The sequence below is a fragment of the Rhodoplanes sp. P11 genome (genome assembly GCF_964266735.1).
GTDB classification, from domain to species: domain Bacteria; phylum Pseudomonadota; class Alphaproteobacteria; order Rhizobiales; family Xanthobacteraceae; genus Rhodoplanes; species Rhodoplanes serenus.
Genome location: NZ_CAXWGY010000012.1, coordinates 293,106 through 309,558, shown reverse-complemented (window position 1 = coordinate 309,558; position 16,453 = coordinate 293,106). Strand labels below are relative to the sequence as shown.

Annotated in this window: 10 protein-coding genes; 5 read left to right on the top strand and 5 right to left on the bottom strand. The window is 71.3% G+C overall.

Going from position 1 to position 16,453, the window contains the following annotated elements; genetic code table 11:
- Window positions 1-54: 54 nt before the first annotated feature.
- The 3 genes from ACFQUV_RS10645 to ACFQUV_RS10635 all read right to left on the bottom strand — a co-directional run bounded on the left by ACFQUV_RS10645 (window position 55) and on the right by ACFQUV_RS10635 (window position 5,037).
- Entirely contained in the window at window positions 55-3,234 is a 3,180-nt protein-coding gene (locus ACFQUV_RS10645) for an efflux RND transporter permease subunit (RefSeq protein ID WP_129609344.1), read from the bottom strand.
- 15 nt (window positions 3,235-3,249) lie between these two features.
- Complete coding sequence (locus ACFQUV_RS10640; RefSeq protein ID WP_111385565.1) at window positions 3,250-4,413, bottom strand: efflux RND transporter periplasmic adaptor subunit; 1,164 nt, start codon at window positions 4,411-4,413, stop codon at window positions 3,250-3,252.
- Between the two features lie 216 nt (window positions 4,414-4,629).
- Window positions 4,630-5,037 (bottom strand): 4-oxalocrotonate tautomerase family protein, encoded by a 408-nt coding sequence (locus ACFQUV_RS10635; RefSeq protein WP_129609345.1) that lies wholly within the window; start codon window positions 5,035-5,037, stop codon window positions 4,630-4,632.
- A 102-nt stretch (window positions 5,038-5,139) separates the two neighbouring features.
- Here ACFQUV_RS10635 and ACFQUV_RS10630 point away from each other — a divergent pair, with 102 nt between their 5' ends.
- The 5 genes from ACFQUV_RS10630 (at window position 5,140) to ACFQUV_RS10610 (ending at window position 10,523) form a co-directional block, all read left to right on the top strand.
- Window positions 5,140-5,988 (top strand): LysR substrate-binding domain-containing protein, encoded by an 849-nt coding sequence (locus ACFQUV_RS10630; protein ID WP_129609346.1) that lies wholly within the window; start codon window positions 5,140-5,142, stop codon window positions 5,986-5,988.
- Window positions 5,989-6,365: 377 nt separating this feature from the next.
- Window positions 6,366-7,361, top strand: coding sequence for an ABC transporter substrate-binding protein (locus tag ACFQUV_RS10625; protein ID WP_129609347.1), 996 nt, complete (start codon window positions 6,366-6,368; stop codon window positions 7,359-7,361).
- Between the two features lie 85 nt (window positions 7,362-7,446).
- Complete coding sequence (locus ACFQUV_RS10620) at window positions 7,447-8,277, top strand: ABC transporter ATP-binding protein (protein WP_129609348.1); 831 nt, start codon at window positions 7,447-7,449, stop codon at window positions 8,275-8,277.
- A 77-nt stretch (window positions 8,278-8,354) separates the two neighbouring features.
- The gene (locus tag ACFQUV_RS10615) at window positions 8,355-9,155 is read left to right on the top strand and encodes an ABC transporter permease (protein ID WP_129609349.1); all 801 of its coding nucleotides are present in this window, start codon (window positions 8,355-8,357) and stop codon (window positions 9,153-9,155) included.
- Window positions 9,156-9,161: 6 nt separating this feature from the next.
- Window positions 9,162-10,523 (top strand): amidohydrolase family protein, encoded by a 1,362-nt coding sequence (locus ACFQUV_RS10610; protein ID WP_129609350.1) that lies wholly within the window; start codon window positions 9,162-9,164, stop codon window positions 10,521-10,523.
- Window positions 10,524-10,586: 63 nt separating this feature from the next.
- On the opposite strand, the gene ACFQUV_RS10605 is transcribed toward ACFQUV_RS10610, so the two are convergent.
- Window positions 10,587-11,486, bottom strand: coding sequence for a radical SAM protein (locus tag ACFQUV_RS10605; RefSeq protein WP_129609351.1), 900 nt, complete (start codon window positions 11,484-11,486; stop codon window positions 10,587-10,589).
- A gap of 116 nt (window positions 11,487-11,602) precedes the next feature.
- Window positions 11,603-16,426, bottom strand: coding sequence for an NAD-glutamate dehydrogenase (locus ACFQUV_RS10600; RefSeq protein ID WP_129609352.1), 4,824 nt, complete (start codon window positions 16,424-16,426; stop codon window positions 11,603-11,605).
- Window positions 16,427-16,453: the final 27 nt, after the last annotated feature.

Here is a 16,453-nt window from a genome sequence, read left to right as displayed (position 1 = left end):
TCGGCGCCGGACGCGCCGTTGCGGCAAGTGTATCGGGAATTCGGTGCGGCTGTCTCATGGCCTGTGCGGCTCCGGCGTGGGCAGCCGCCCAGTGGCGGGCGCGGCCGCCTCATCGTGCGCCGCCGGGTCGGCGGCCAGGGCGCTCGCCGGATCGTCGTCCGCCAGGCCGGGGCCGCGCTCGTCCAGCGAGCGGCGGAACCACAGGGCGTAGAGGGCCGGCAGGAACAGCAGCGTCAGCGCGGTGGCGACCAGCAGGCCGCCCATGATGGTGACCGCCATCGGCCCCCAGAAGCCGGAACGCGACAGCGGGATCATCGCCAGCACGGCGGCGAGCGCCGTCAGCACCACCGGGCGGGCGCGTCGCACGGTGGCGTCGATGATCGCCTGGCCGCGGGTCGAGCCGGCGGCGACGTCGTGCTCGATCTGGTCGACCAGGATCACCGTGTTGCGGATGATCATGCCGGCGAGCGCGATCAGCCCGAGCAGCGCCACGAAGCCGAACGGCATGCCGGAGACCAGCAGCCCGGCGGCCGCGCCGATCAGCCCGAGCGGTGCGGTCAGCAGCACCAGCAGCAGGCGCGAGAAGCTCTGGAGCTGCACCATCAGGATCGTCAGCATGGTGACGATCATCAGCGGGAACACCGCGATGAGCGCCTCGTTGGCCTTGCTCGATTCCTCGATGGCGCCGCCGATCTCCAGCCGGTAGCCCTCGGGCAGCCGGCCGCGCAGATCGGCGAGCGCCGTCCAGATGCGCGACGACACGTCGGGCGCCTGGACGCCGTCCCGGATGTCGGTGCGCACCGTGATCGCCATGTCGCGATTGCGGCGCCACAGGATCGCCTCCTCGTGGCCCTGCTCGATGCGGGCCACCTGCGACAGCGGCACCGGCACGCCGTTGCGCGAGATCACCGTGAGATCCCCGATGGCGCCGAGGTCGCCGCGCTGCGGCGCCACCGCGCGGGCCACCACGCCGACCTTCTCGGTGCGGTCCCGGATGGTGGTCACGCGGTAGCCGGTGACGAGGGTCTGGAGCGTCTGGGCGACGGTCTGCGGATCGAGCCCCAGGGCGCGGGCGCGGTCCTGGTCGAGCACCAGCCGCACTGTCGGCATCTGCTCGTTCCAGTCGAGCTGCGGCTCGATGGTGTCGCGGTCGGCCCGCATGACGTCGCGGACCTGGTAGGCGATGCCGCGCACCGTGTTGGGGTCGGGCCCGACGACGCGGAACTGCACCGGGAACCCGACCGGCGGGCCGAAGCTGAAGCGATCGACCCGGACCCGTGACTCGGCGAGCGCGCCGGCCGCCACGGCCCGCTCGATCTTGGCCTTGATCCGCTCGCGCGCCGGCACGTCCTTGGCGACCACGACGATCTCGGCATAGGCTTCGTTGGGCAGCGCCGGCGACAGGCCGAGCCAGAAGCGCGGCGGGCCCTGGCCCACATAGGTGGTCCAGGTGGCGGCGTCCTCGTCGCCGGCGAGCAGCGCCTCGGCGCGCTTCGCGGTCTCCAGCGTGGCGCCGATGGCGGTGCCTTCCGGCAGGCGGAGCTGGACGAACAACTCGTGACGCTCCGACACCGGGAAGAACTGCTGCGACACTCGTCCGAAGCCGATCACCGCGGCGATGAACATGAGGACCGTGCCGACCACCACGGCGACACGGCGGTGGACGCACCAGGCGATCGCGGCCCGCAGCCGCTGGTACAGGCGCGTCTGATAGATGGCGTCGGGATCGCCGCCGTGGTGCTGCGAGAAGTCCGGCAGCAGCTTGACGCCGAGATAGGGCGTGAACACCACGGCCACCACCCACGAGGCCAGCAGCGCGATCGCCACCACCCAGAAGATGCCGCCGGCGTACTCGCCGGTCGCCGAGGCGGCGAAGCCGATCGGCAGGAAGCCGGCCGCCGTCACCAGCGTGCCGGTGAGCATCGGGAAGGCGGTCGACACCCAGGCGAAGGAGGCGGCGCGGGCGCGGTCGAATCCCTGCTCCATCTTCACCACCATCATTTCGACCGCGATGATGGCGTCGTCGACCAGCAGGCCGAGCGCGATGATCAGCGCCCCGAGGGTGACGCGGTGTAGGTCGAGCCCCATCATCAGCATGATGGTGAACACGATGCCGAGCACCAGCGGCACCGAGAGAGCGACCACCACGCCGGTGCGCCAGCCGAGCGACAGGAAGCTGACGGCGAGTACGATGGCGAGCGCCTCGACGAAGGAGCTCATGAAGTCGCCGATCGCGTCCTCGACGATGGTCGGCTGGTTGGCGATGCGCTCGTAGGTGAAGCCGACCGGCGTCTCGCGCTCGATCTCGGCCATGGCGGCGTCGATGTCGCGGCCGAAATGCAGGATGTTGGCGCCCCGCTGCATGACGACCCCGACGGCGAGCGCCGGCACGCCGCGCTGGCGGATGAGCTGCTCGGGCGGGTCGACGAAGCCGCGCGTCACGGTGGCGATGTCGCCGAGCCGGAACACGGTGCCGTTGGGGCCGGCGACCGGCGTCTCCTTGACGGTCTCGACGCCGTCGAGCGCGCCGGTGACGCGCAGTGGGATGCGCGGCGCCGCCGACTGCACGACGCCCGCCGGCGTCAGCGCGTTCTGCTTGGCGATGCTGTCGAAGATGGCCTGCGGGGCGATCCCGAGAGTGGCCAGCTTGACGTGATCGAAGTCGACGAAGATGCGCTCCTCCTGGGTGCCGTAGATCACCACCTTGGTGACGTTCGGCACTTTCAGCAGGCGCTTGCGCATCGCCTCGGCGACCCGCTTGAGCTGGGCATAGTCGGCGCCGTCGGAGCGCACCGTGTAGAGCACCGAGTCGACGTCGCCGTACTCGTCGTTGATATACGGGCCGATCACCCCCTCGGGCAGGTCGGGGGCGAGGTCGGCCATCTTCTTGCGCACAAGGTAGAACAGCCACGGCACCTGGCCGGGCGGTGTGGTGTCGCGGAACTCCATCAGGGCCGCCATGAAGCCGGGCTTCGAGTAGGTGACGACCTTGTAGAACCAGGGCAGCTCCTGAAGCTTCTTCTCGATCCGCTCGGCGACCTGGAACTGCATCTCCTCGGTGGTGGCGCCCGGCCAGGCCGCGGTGACCACCGCGACCTTGATGGTGAAGGAGGGGTCTTCGGCGCGGCCGAGCTGGCGATAAGCGAGCGCGCCGGACGCCGCCACCATCAGGATCAGGAACAGCACGAGAGTCGGGTGGGCGACCGCCCAGGCCGAGAGATTGAAGCGGCGCATCCTCGTCTCCGCCGGTCAGAACGACAGCGAGGCGACCGGGCGGACCACGAGACCGGGATCGAGCTTCTCGACCCCGAGGGTCACCACCTTCTCGCCCTCGGCGACGCCGGAGCCGATCAGCACGCCGGAGCCCTCGTAGCGGACGATCTCGACCGGGCGGGCGACGAGCCGGCCCCCGTCCTCCACCACCCAGACGCAGGGGCCGCGGCCGTGGTTGAACAAGGCGGTGAGCGGCAGCCGGGCGGCGTGCTGGCCGCCGCCTTCGCGCAGCGTCAGCGTGGCGCTCATGCCCAGCCGCACGGCGTCGTCGGCGGCGGGAATCGTGTAACGGGCCGCGTAGGTGCGGGTGGCGGCGTCGGCGGTGGGAGACAGCTCGCGCAGCCGCACCTCGTAGCTGCGGCCGGGCAGCGACCACAGGGTCAGATGGCCGCTGGCGCCGCGGGCGCGCTCCACGAAGGTCTCCGGGAAGGCGACCTGGGCTTCCACCTCGGCGAGGCGGGCGAGCCGCACGGCGGGCTGGCCGGCGGCGACCACCTGGCCGGGCTCCACCGGGGTGGCGGTGATGACGCCGTCGGCATCGGCCTCGAGCGTCGCGTAGTCGAGCGCGTTGCGGGCGAGATCGAGCGAGCGCTGGGCGCGGGTCAGGCGGCCGCGGGCCTCCTCGGCGGCGGCGCGGGCGCGGTCGAGGGTGGCGGCCGCGGCCCAGCCCTTGCGTTGCAGCTCGGTGGCGCGCGCCTCCTCGGCTTCCGCCTGGGCGCGGCTGGTGGTGGCGGCCCGCACCTCGGCCTCGGCCTGCTGACGTTGCAGCTCCAGGTCGGTGGTGTCGAGCAGCAGCAGCGGCTGGCCGGCGCGGACACGGTCGCCGTTCTGCACCAGCCGGCGGGCCACCTTGCCGCCGACCCGGAAGCCGAGGTCGCTCTCGATGCGGGGCCGGATGGTCGCCGCGAAGGTGCGGGTCTCGGCCAGATCCTCGAAGTGGACCGGGGCGACCAGGACCGGGCGGTCGAGCGGCGCCGCCGCCTTGTCGCCGGTGCTGGCGCCGGTGTCGCAGCCCGACAGCAGGAGCGCCACCAGGAGGCCCGGGACCAGGACGATGGCCACGACGGCGGCCGACAGCGCCCGGCGCGCGCCGGGCCGGGCCGGAAGAAAACGATGGAGAGGACCGAGGAGCCGAGCCATGGGAACCGACCGCTGACGAGTGACGATTATTGAAAATCGTCATACATCAGGAAAAGTCAAGGTCCGGTTTCCCTCATCGACGAAGGTCGCAGCCGCGGCCGCCTGGCGGCCCTAAACAACCGCTAAGATTTACAAAGAGTTTCCGCCAGGGCTTGCGGCCGCCGCGGGGGGAGTCCCGGCGCGGCGGCCGGATCGACGCCGCACCGGGCGCCTCGGTCATGCCGCGGCCAGGCGGCCGGCCACGAAGCGCATCTCCTGCGTCTGGCCGCCATAGCCATAGGCCGCCGCCGGCACCTCGTGCACCAGCACGTAGCTCTCGCCGTGGAGTGGCCCGATCTCGCCGCCGACCGCGGCGAACACGGCGTTGAGATAGTCGGCCAGCTCGGTCTTCAGGTTGGTGCCGGCCACCACCTTGATGTCGAGCCAGAAGGTGGCGAGGCCCTGGTCGGCGAGCGAGCGCCCGCCGGCGAACCAGTGGCGCGGGTCGTGATAGTGCACCGCGACCGCGGTGACGGCCGGGTCCTTGCGCAGCCGCTCGGCGGTCAGCGCCGTGACGGTCGCGGCCAGGCGGGCGGACAGGGCGGGATCGGGCGTGGCGGTGACGTGCAGGTTGATGATCGGCATGGGGCGCTCCGTGAGCCTGGATGGATACGGCCCCAGGGTGCCCGGAGCAGTGTTTCTAAAAAATGGAATTGTTTGGAAAGTAAGCTTCGATAATCTTGAAGTATGGATCGTCTCGACCCCGACCTCCTGCGCACCTTCGTGGCCTTCGTGGATAGCGGCACGCTTGCTCGCGCCGCCGCCGCGGTCGGCCGCTCGCCGTCGGCCGTGACGGCCCAGATGCGCCGCCTGGAGGAGCAGGTGGGAGAGCCCCTGATGGTCGCCGCCGGTCGCGGCCGGGCGCTGACGCCGGTCGGCGAGGAGCTCGCCGGGCATGCCCGCCGCATCCTCGAGGCGCACCGCCAGGCGGTGCTGAGCCTGCGCGGCGCCCGCGCCGACGGCCAGGTCTCGGTCGCCGCGACCCAGGACTTCGCGGAGCGCGGCCTGCCGGCGCAGCTTCGCCGATTTGCCGCCACCCATCCGCGCCTGCGCATCGCGCTCAGGATCGGCCGCAGCGTGCCGCTGGCGGCGGACTTCGCGGCCGGCGAGATCGACGTGCTCCTGGCGATGCGCGGCGAACCGGCCGCCGACGAGATCGGGCTGATCCACGAGCCGATGGTGTGGCTCGCCGCCGCCGGCGGGCTGGCGGTGGCGCCGGCGCCGCTGCCGCTCGCTCTGCTGGACCCGCCCTGCGGGTTCCGCACTGCCGCTCTCGCGGCACTGAACCGGGCCGGCCGCGACTACCGGATCGCCGCCACCAGCCCCAGTCTCGCGGGCCTGAAGGCCGCCGTGCTGGCCGGGCTCGCGGTGACGCTGCGCACCGCCCGCTTCGCCGGACCGGATCTGACGACGACGACCGCGACGCTCGCCCTCCCCGATGCAGGCGAGGCTGTCTTCGCGGTGCGGTTGCGGGCAGGCGCATCGGCCGCGGCCGCCGATCTCGCCCGCCTGCTGCACGAGACCCGCGCGGCCTGAGCGCGCTCCGGCCCGGCGCGATCGCTGCCCGACCGACCTTGTATGTCAAGGTGGCACATCGGCACGCCGATCAAACGGACGCGGGCGATCCGTGGTCCAAACTTTGCGCAGTTGCTCAGAAACGCGGCGGCGCGTCGGTTGACATTCCTTGCGGCGCGCCGCCTAATTTCTGGTGCATCCGAACGCGCGCGGACCACGGAGGCCGTGACAAATCCGGAGTCTCGCGTGATCGCTGTCCGCGTGCCTCGCCGATGCCGGTCTCGCCGCGATGCTCCGTGGCTTCTGGCCCGAACCTTGCTGTCTTGGTGTCTCGTCGTCTTCGACTTTCCGTGACCGGCATCGCCCGGGCCGGTCGTCCGCCACAGAACGAGGTTGCCATGCTTTCATTCGTGCGTTCGTCGGTCGTCGTGGCCGGCCTGGCCGTCACCGCCGTGATCGGCCCGGCCATCGCACCGGCGCGTGCCGACGACAAGGTGTCGATGCTGACGAGCTGGTACGCCCAGGCCGAGCACGGCGGCTTCTATCAGGCGGTCGCCACCGGCATCTACAAGAAGTACGGCCTCGACGTGACGATCCGCATGGGCGGGCCGCAGGTCAACGGCATGCAGATCCTCGGCGCCGGCCAGGCCGACTTCCTGATGAGCTACGACTTCTCGGTGCTCAAGGCGATCGAGCAGGGCGTGCCGGCCGTCACCGTGGCGACCTCGTTCCAGTCGGACCTGCAAGGTCTGATGACCCATGACGACGTCAAGAGTCTCGCCGATCTCAAGGGCAAGACCATCCTGGTCGCGACCGCGGGCCGCTCCAACTGGTGGCCGTGGATGAAGGCCAAGTTCGGCTACACGGACGACCAGACGCGCGCCTACACGTTCAATCTCCAGCCGTTCCTGGCCGACCGCAACACCGCGCAGCAAGCCTACATGTCGTCGGAGCCGTTCGCCGCCAAGCAGTCGGGCGCCAAGGTCAACTTCTTCCTGTTCGCCGACGACGGCTATCCGCCCTACGGCACCACCATCGTGGCGCTCCAGAAGACCGTGAAGGAAAAGCCCGACCTGGTGCAGCGCTTCGTGCGCGCCTCGATGGAGGGCTGGAAGAGCTATCTCTACGGCGATCCGTCGCCCGCCAATGCGCTCATCAAGAAAGACAACCCCAACATGAAGGACGAGAACATCGCTTATGCGATCGAGCAGCTCCGCGCCACCAAGGTGCTGATCGGCGGCGATGCGGCCACCCAGGGCATCGGCGTGATGAGCGACGAGCGCTGGAAGGCCACCTACGACTTCATGGTCAAGGAAAAGCTGCTCAAGCCGGAGGTCGACCTCAAGCAAGCCTACACGTTGCAGTTCGTGAAAGACCTGAAGATCATGCCCTGAGAACCGCAGCGCGGCTGCGCGGCCGCGAGCGACGGGCCGGAGGGCGGGGACCCCCGCGGGCCGGTGGGACACGGGAAACAGGAGAATGACGGCCCAGCTGATGCGTCTGTCGGACCTCGAGCCCAGGACCGCCGGTCCGCCGCCGGTCGAGGTGCTCGCCGCCACCAAGATGTTCGGCAACGGCGTCCGTGCCCTGGAGCCCATCGATCTGACCATCGAGGAGGGCGAGTTCGTCACCCTCCTGGGTCCGTCGGGCTGCGGCAAGTCGACGCTCCTCAAGATGATTGCCGATCTCATCACGCCGACCAGCGGCGGGCTGCGCTGGTGGGGTGGCGACTACGGCCATGTCGGCGAGCCCGGCAAGAAGCTCGTCTTCGTATTCCAGGACGCCACCCTGATGCCGTGGGCGCGGGTGCGGGCCAATGTGCGGCTGCCGCTCGATCTCGCCGGCGTGCCGCGGGCCGAGGCCGACGCCCGCGTCGACCCGGCCCTCGCGCTGGTCGGCCTCGGCGGCTTCGATCACTGCTATCCGCGCCAGCTCTCCGGTGGCATGCAGATGCGCGTCTCCATCGCCCGGGCGCTGGTGACCGAGCCCAACCTGCTGCTGATGGACGAACCGTTCGGGGCGCTCGACGAGATCACCCGCAACAAGCTCGATCAGGATCTGCTCGACCTCTGGTTCGCCAAGAAGCTGACCGTCGTGTTCGTCACCCACTCGATCTACGAGGCGGTGTTCCTGTCCACCCGGGTGGTGGTGATGGCGGCCCGGCCCGGGCGGGTGCTACGCGAGGTGAGGATCGACGCCCCTTATCCGCGCGACGATGCCTTCCGGGTGTCGCAGGCGTTCGCCGCCTATGCGCGGGAGCTTCAGGTGCTGCTCGCCGAAGCGAGTACCGCCGGCACGCCGCAGCCCTGACCGTCGTCGGTCTCGTCGCGGCGCTCGGCCGCGCGCCGTCCTCCTCCTCACACCACGCTTTGTTCAGCAAGGCTCCCATGGCCATCATCGATCCCAACAACCGTGTGCTCGGCGTCGTCATGCCCGTCACCGTCGGCATCGTCATGCTGGCGCTGTGGGAGGGCCTTGTGCGCTATTACGAGGTGCCGCGCTATCTGGTGCCGTCACCGTTCCTGGTGGCCGAGACGCTGGTCGAGAAATGGCCGCTGCTGCTCGGCTCGCTGCTGGTCACCCTAAAGGTGACTTTCATGGCGTTCTTCCTCGCCGTGCTGATCGGCACGCTCGTCGCCTTCGCGTTCGCCCAGAGCAAGCTGATCGAGATGTCGTTCTTTCCGTATGCGGTGCTTCTCCAGGTGACGCCCGTGGTGGCGATCGCCCCGCTGATCATCATCTGGGTCAAGGAGCCGACGGCGGCGCTGGTCGTCTGCGCCACCATCGTGGCGCTGTTCCCCATCATCTCCAACACCATCCTGGGGCTGCGCAGCGTCAATCCGGGTCTGCTCAACCTGTTCCGGATGAACAAGGCGACCCGCATGCAGGAGCTGGTGCGGCTGCGCATCCCGAGTGCGGCGCCCTACTTCTTCGGTGGGCTGCGCATCTCCTCGGGGCTTTCCCTGATCGGCGCCGTGGTGGCCGAGTTCGTCGCCGGCACCGGGGGCACCTCGGCCGGCCTCGCCTATCAGATCCTCCAAGCGGGCTTCCAGCTCGACATCCCGCTCCTGTTCGCCGCCCTGTTCCTGATCACGCTGACGGGCGTCGCGCTGTTCCTCATCATGGTGACGCTCTCCCGCCTGGCGCTCGGCGACTGGCACGAGAGCGAGCTGGTGCCGGAGACCTGACATCCCATGGACTGTCTCATTCGCAACGCCGCCGCCGTGATGACGGGGCGGACCGGCCCCGACGCGCGCGCCCCCGGCCCCGACATCCGCATCCGCGGCACCCGCATCGCCGCCATGGGCCGGCTGTCGCCGGAGCCCGGCGAGCGCATGCTCGACGCCACCGACTGCGTCGTCTATCCGGGCTGGATCAACACCCACCACCACCTGTTCCAGTCGCTGCTCAAGGGCATTCCGGCCGGCATCGACCTGCCGCTGCTGCCGTGGCTCTCCGCCGTGCCGGTCGCCTACCGACGCTTCGTCGGTGAGGAAACGCTGCGGCTCGCCGCCACCATCGGGATCGCCGAGCTGCTCTTGTCCGGCTGCACCACCGTGGCGGACCACCACTATGCCTACTGGCCCGACATGGGGTTCGACGGCAGCGCCGTGCTGTTCGAGGTGGCGGAGCGATTCGGCGTGCGCTTCGTGCTGATGCGCGGCGGCGCCACGCGGGTGCGCGAGATCGATGTCGATCCGCCGCCGGAGGCGCGGCCCGAGACCCTCGACGGCATGCTGGCCAGCATTGCGGCGGACGTGGCGCGCTTCCACCAGAGCGACGGCGACGCCATGCGGCGCATCGTGATGGCGCCGACGACGCCGACCTGGTCGGTGCACCCGCACGAGCTGCCGCAGTTCGCCGCGGCGGCCCGCCGCCTCGGCATCCGCATGCACAGCCACCTGTCGGAGACGGCCGACTACGTGCATTTCTGCCGCGACGTCCATGGCTGCACGCCGCTCGAGTTCGTCGCCCGCCACGACTGGGTGGGACCGGACGTGTTCTTCGCCCATCTGGTCCACATGGACCCGGCCGAGGTCCGGCTGATGGCCGAGACCCGCACCGGCATGGCGCACTGCCCGCAGTCGAACTGCCGGCTCGGCTCCGGCATCGCGCCGGCGCCGGCGCTGGCCCGCCTCGGCGGGCGGGTGTCGCTCGGGGTCGACGGCGCCGCCTCCAACGAAGCCGCCGACATGATCGCCGAGACCCACATGGCGTGGCTGGTCCATCGTGCCCGCGACGGTGCCGCGGTCACCACGGTCGAGGAGGTGATCGCCTGGGGCACGGCGGGGGGCGCCACCGTGCTCGGGCTCGACCGGGTCGGCACGCTGGCGCCCGGCATGGCGGCCGACCTGATGGTCTACGGGCTCGATCACCCGCGCTATGCCGGGCTGCACGACCCGGCGATCGCGCCGGTGGTCGGCGGCGGGCAGGCGCAGGTGAGGTGGGGCTTCTGCAACGGCCGCCTGGTGGTGGAGGACGGCCGGATTCCGGGTCTCGATCTCGCCCGCCTCGCCGCCGAGGCGCGTGCGGCGGTCGCCAAGATGGTGATGTGATCAGGTCGTCGCGGCCCGTGTCCCGGCGGCGGCGCAAGGCGCCGCGTCCGGGGCACGAGGCCCTCACAGCCCCCGCAAAAACTCCGGGCGCAGCACCGGAGCGCCGCGGCGGGCGGCGGCGACGATCTCGCGCAGGGTGTCGCGGTCGGCCGGCAGGATACCGGCGAGCGGCAGGCAGTTCGAGGCGTGGTTGGAGCGAAACACCACCGGCCGCGGCGGATCGAGCGTGGCGAGCAGCGCCTCCTGCTCGGCCAGCACGCCGTCGTCGTCCTGCGGCTCGAACGGCGTGCCGTCGCGCTGGAAGCGGGCGATGAACTCGTCGATCTCCTCCGGGCCGAGACGAAGCTGAAGCGTCGACAGGTAGCGCGGCGGCGCGGCGTTGATGACGGCGGCGGTGCCCGCGACATGCTCGCGCCACAGCCGCCGGCCGCCGACCCCGAGAATAACGGTCGCCGACACCGCGAGGCCCGACGTTTCGGCGCGCTCGATCGCGGCGGCGATGCGCTCCGGCGTCGCCCCCTTGCGGATGCGCGACAGGATGGTGGCGGCGCCCGACTCGACCCCGACATAGACCAGCGTCAGCCGCCTGGCCCGCAGCCGTGCCAGCTCGTCCTCGGTCTTGTGCAGGATGTTCATCGGCGTCGCGTAGCTCGACACCCGGTCGAGCCGCGGGAATGCCGCGGCGAGGCGGTCGAGGATCGCGACGAGCGTGTCGGTCGGCAGCACCAGGGCGTCGCCGTCGGCGAGGAACACCCGGTCGGCGTCCGGCCACCGCCGCGCGGCGGCGTCGATGTCGGCGAACACGTCGCCGAGCGGCCGCGCCTGATAGTGCTTCGACTTGTACATGGCGCAGAAGGTGCAGCGGTTGAACGAGCACCCGAGCGTCACCTGGATGATCAGATTGCGGCCCTCGCTGGGGGGCCGGTACAGCGGCTCGTCGTATTGGAGCGGTGCGAGGTTCATCGGGTCATCGGAGCGCGGAATGCGGGACGCAGACGGCGGCCCGCATTGTGCGTTGCAGCGCGGCGCCCGGCAAGGGCCGGACGCCACCGCTCGCATCCCGGATCGGCCGGAGGCGATCAACCCGGCGCGAGGTCGCCCAGGAAGCTCGCCGCCACCGCCAGCCGCGACAGGGTGAGGCCGGACGCGGCGATCTCCTGCACGCCGCTGCGCACCCGCTCGACGGCACCGCCGCGGGTCTTCGCCCACGCCATCACGGCGGCCTCGCCGAACTGGCGGTCCGCCATCGTCTCGGCGGTGATGCGGCGGGCCGCGTCGCCGATCTGGTCGAGGGCGCGGTCCAGCGCCAGCCTGTCGAAATAATCGGTGACCACGATGGAGCGCGCCGCCGCCGCGATACGGTCGATCTCGAAATGGGCGACGACCGCGAACCAGGTGGCGGCGACCTCGTCGACCGGCCGGCCGATGCGGTCGGCGACCAGCACCGCGTCGGTGGCGCCGGCGATCTGCGGCAGGTCGGCGAGGCGCCCGGCGAGCGGCGCCGGCACGCCGGCCGCCGTCAGCTCGACGATCCGGGCCGCACGGGCGGCGCGCGCCTCCTTGGGCAGCAGGCGGTCGAGCGCCGCCTCGACGGTGGCGATGCCGGTGCGGTAGTGAGCCACCAGGCCGGCGAGCCCGCCCGAGAAGTCGAGCCGGCGCAGCGCCCACACCATGCGGTCGAGCAGCAGGTTCTGCACCGATTCGAGCAGCGCGAGCTGGAGATCGCCGTCGATGCGGTTGTCGAGGTCCTCGATCTCGGTGTTGAGCGCCACCATCTCGAAGGAGTCGCGCACCGCCGCGAAGGCCGCCGCGATACGATCCGGCGCCGCGCCGGTCTGGTCGGCGATGCGCACCACGAGGGTGGGCCCGCCGCGATTGATCATCGAGTTGGCGAGCCGCGTCACGATGATGTCGCGGCGCAGCCGGTGCTGCGCCAGCGCATCGGGGAACTGCTCGGCGACCGCCGCCGGGAAGTAGCGGCCCAGCTCGCGGCCCAGATAGGCGTCGTCGGGGATCGCCGATTCGAGCAGGTCGTGGCCGAGCGACAGCTTGGCGTAGGCGATGAGCACCGCGAGCTCGGGCCGCGTCAGCGGCTCGCCGCGACTGCGCCGCTCGGCGATCTCGACGTCGTCGGGCAGGAACTCGACGGCGCGGTCCAAGAGGCCGCGGCGCTCCAGCGTCTGCATCAGCCGCTGCTGGAAGCCGAGGTCTTCCAGGCCGCGGCGCTGCGCCAGCGACAGCGCCTGAGTCTGCTGGTAGTTGTTGACGAGCACCAGGCGTGCCACGTCGTCGGTCATGGCGGCGAGCAGGCTGTCGCGGCCGGCGCGGTCGAGCCGGCCCTCGCGCAGCGGCCGGCCGAGCGCGATCTTCAGGTTCACCTCGACGTCGGAGGTGTTGACGCCGGCCGAGTTGTCGATGGCGTCGGTGTTGAGCCGCACGCCGGCGCGCGCCGCCGCGATGCGGCCGAGCTGGGTCATGCCGAGATTGGCGCCTTCGCCCACCACCTTGCAGCGCAGCTCGGCGCCGGTGACCCGCACCGCGTCGTTGGCGCGGTCGCCGACCTGCTCGTTGGTCTCCTCGGGCGCGCGCACATAGGTGCCGATGCCGCCGAACCACAGGAGATCGACTGGCGCTTTCAGGATGGCGCTGATCAGCTCGGCCGGGGTGACCCGCTCCTTGTCGATCGCAAGCGCCGCGCGGGCCTGCGGCGACAGCACGATCTCCTTGGCGGTGCGGGAGAACACGCCGCCGCCGGGCGACAGCAGGGCGCGGTCGTAGTCCTGCCAGCTCGACCGCGGCAGCGCGAACAGCCGCGCCCGCTCGGCGAAACTCGTCTCCGGGTCGGGATCGGGATCGATGACGATGTCGCGGTGGTCGAAGGCGGCGATCAGTCTCGTGGTGCGCTCGCGCAGCATGCCGTTGCCGAACACGTCGCCCGACATGTCGCCGCAGCCCGCCACCGTGAACGGCGTCGTGCCGATGTCGACGTTCATCTCGCGGAAGTGACGCTTCACCGCCTCCCAGGCGCCGCGCGCCGTGATGCCCATCGCCTTGTGGTCGTAGCCGGCCGAGCCGCCCGACGCGAAGGCGTCGTCGAGCCAGAAGCCGCGCTGCTGGGCGATGCCGTTGGCGATGTCCGAGAAGGTCGCGGTGCCCTTGTCGGCGGCGACCACCAGATAGGGATCGTCGCCGTCGTGGCGCACCGCGTCGGCCGCCACCAGGGCGCCGTCCGGCCCGATGGTGTCGGTGACGTCGAGCAGCGCCCCCATGAAGGCGCGGTAGCAGGCGACGGCCTCCGCCTGGGCGGCCTCGCGGTTGCCGGCGGGAAGCTGCTTGGGCACGAAGCCGCCCTTGGCGCCGACCGGCACGATGACGGCGTTCTTGACCTGCTGGGCCTTGACCAGCCCGAGGATCTCGGTGCGGAAGTCCTGCGGCCGGTCCGACCAGCGGATGCCGCCGCGCGCCACCTTGCCGAAGCGCAGATGCACGGCTTCGAGCCGGGGCGAGTAGGCGAACACCTCGTAGAGCGGGCGCGGCAGCGGCAGCGCGTCGAGGCGGCGGCTGTCGAGCTTGAGGGCGATCACCGCCTTCGGCTGGCCGTCGCGGTCGAGCTGATAGAAGTTGGTCCGCACTGCCGCCTGCACGACGTTGACGAAGCGGCGCAGGATGCGGTCTTCGTCGAGGCTGTCGACGGCATCGAGCGCGGTCTCGATCTCGCTCAGGATCGCGGCCTGGCCGGCGGCGCGCGCCGCGGCGTCGATGCCGTCCTTCGGCTCGAAGCGGGCGTGGAACAGCGCCACGATCTTCTCGGCGAGACCCGGGTGGCGCGCCAGCGTCGCCCACATGTAGTCCTGCGAGTAGCGCACGCCGATCTGGCGCAGATAGCGCGACAGCGCCCGGATCAGCGCGATCTCGCGCCACGGCAGCGAGGCGACGAGAGCGAGGGCGTTGTAGCCGTCGTCCTCGACGACGCCGCGCATGGCCATCAGGAACACGGCTTCGAGCCGGCGGCCGAGCACGTCGAGATCGACGGCGCCGCCGTCGAGCCGTTCCAGCATCATGTCGTGCAGCCAGGCACGGGCGTCGTCGGCAAACGGCAGGTCGGCCCGGAACGAGCTTTCCTCCACCACGCGGAAGCCCATGTGCTCCAGCACCGGCACCCGCTCGGACAGCGGGATCGGCCGGCCCAGGCTCCACACCCGCAGGCGGGCGCAGGACGGCGCGTCGCCGGCGTTGCGATGGAAGCCGACGCCGAGCGGGCGTTCGGCCGTCAGCCGTTCGAGGGCGCGGATGTCGTCGACCGCGACCGCTGGCGTGAACGCCGCTCGGTAGGCGCGCGAGAAGGCGCCGGCATAGTGCTCCCGCAAGGCGCGGGCGCGCTGCGGCTCGGTGGTGGCGGCCAACTCGGCGGCGAAGCGGTCGTGCCAGGTCAGCACCAGGCCCGACACCGCCTCCTCGAGGGCGGCGCGGCTCGGCCGCGGCGTCTCGCCGGCGTAGCGCGCCACGATGTAGTGGACCCGCACCAGCGGACCTTCCGGGAACCACGGATAGTAGGCGGCGATACGGCCCGCATAGACCGCGGCGAGATGATCGGCGATCGCCTCGCGCACCGCCGAGTCGTAGCGATCGCGCGGCACGTAGACGACGACGGAGACGAAGCGGTCGAAGCGGTCGGGCCGGGCGAGCACGCGCACCCGCGGCCGCTCGCCGAGATGCATGACGATCAGCGCGAAGCGGTGCAGCGTCTCCTCGTCGATCTGGAACAGCTCGTCGCGCGGATAGGTCTCCAGCACGTTGGCGAGGGCGCGGCCCGAATGGCTGGCCGGCGGGAAGCCGGCCCGCGCCAGCACGGCGTCGATCTTGCGGCGCAGATACGGGATGCTGCGGGCCGAGCGGGTGTAGGCGGTGGCGGTGAACAGGCCGAGCAGGCGCAGCTCGCCGACGACGCGGCCCTCGGCGTCGAACCGCTTGATGCCGATGTAGTCCATGTGGACGCGGCGGTGCACGCGCGAGCGCGCGTTCGCCTTGGTGATGATCAGCGCCTTCGGCTCTTGCAGGAACTCCATCAGCTCGGGCGTGACGGTCACCAGCTCGCGGCCGCGGCGCAGCACCTTGACGTCGCTCCGGCGCAGGATGCCGAGCGGCTGGGCGGCGCCGTTCTCGGTGGTCTCGGTGCCGTCGAGCGCGTAGGCGCGCAGGCCCAGGAAGGTGAAGTTGTCGTCGGCGAGCCAGCGCAGGAAGGCGATCGCTTCGGCCAGCTCGCCGGCCGGCAGCGGCGGCTGCTCGCGCTCCAGCGTCGCGATCACGTCGTCGACCGTCGCCCGCATGGCGCGCCAGTCCTCGACCGCGAGGCGCACGTCGGCGAGCGTTGCGTCGAGCGCCGCCAGGGTCTCGTCCCGTCGCGCCGCGTCGCCGACGCGCTCGACATGGACATGGATCAGGCTTTCGCGCGCCGCGCCGGCGCCGCCTTGCGCGATTGGACGGAAGCTGCGCAGCCGGCCGCCTTCGTCACGTTCGACCGCGAGGATCGGATGCGCGACGAGCAGCGGATCGAGGCCGCGCTCGCGCAGGCCGCCGAGCACCGAATCGAGCAGGAACGGCATGTCGTCGTTGACGATCTCGACCACCGACACGGTGGCGGCGGGATCGTCCGGTGTGACGATGCGCAGCTTCGGGGTGCGGGGGCTGCGCTCGGCGAGCCAGTCGCGCGCCGCGGCCGCGAAGCCGGCCAGCTCGGCCGCCGTGTAGGCGGCGAGATCCTCGGGCGCCACCTCGGCGAACAGCGCGCCGACCAGCGCCGCATCCGCGGCGCCTACCTGCGCCGCCATGATCGCCTCCGCGTCCGCCACCACCTGCTGCGTGACTTGATCGTCGACAGCCGGCTTCGCCGCTTGGGCGTCCATCGTGCTCTCCTTGCGCGCCCCGGCTCC

Coding starts and splice junctions, on each gene's coding strand:
- ACFQUV_RS10610 (WP_129609350.1), top strand. CDS start 9,162: ATGGACTGTCTCATTCGCAACGCCGCCGCCGTGATGACGGGGCGGACC.
- ACFQUV_RS10645 (WP_129609344.1), bottom strand. CDS start 3,234: ATGCGCCGCTTCAATCTCTCGGCCTGGGCGGTCGCCCACCCGACTCTC.
- ACFQUV_RS10615 (WP_129609349.1), top strand. CDS start 8,355: ATGGCCATCATCGATCCCAACAACCGTGTGCTCGGCGTCGTCATGCCC.
- ACFQUV_RS10620 (WP_129609348.1), top strand. CDS start 7,447: ATGACGGCCCAGCTGATGCGTCTGTCGGACCTCGAGCCCAGGACCGCC.
- ACFQUV_RS10640 (WP_111385565.1), bottom strand. CDS start 4,413: ATGGCTCGGCTCCTCGGTCCTCTCCATCGTTTTCTTCCGGCCCGGCCC.
- ACFQUV_RS10605 (WP_129609351.1), bottom strand. CDS start 11,486: ATGAACCTCGCACCGCTCCAATACGACGAGCCGCTGTACCGGCCCCCC.
- ACFQUV_RS10600 (WP_129609352.1), bottom strand. CDS start 16,426: ATGGACGCCCAAGCGGCGAAGCCGGCTGTCGACGATCAAGTCACGCAG.
- ACFQUV_RS10630 (WP_129609346.1), top strand. CDS start 5,140: ATGGATCGTCTCGACCCCGACCTCCTGCGCACCTTCGTGGCCTTCGTG.
- ACFQUV_RS10635 (WP_129609345.1), bottom strand. CDS start 5,037: ATGCCGATCATCAACCTGCACGTCACCGCCACGCCCGATCCCGCCCTG.
- ACFQUV_RS10625 (WP_129609347.1), top strand. CDS start 6,366: ATGCTTTCATTCGTGCGTTCGTCGGTCGTCGTGGCCGGCCTGGCCGTC.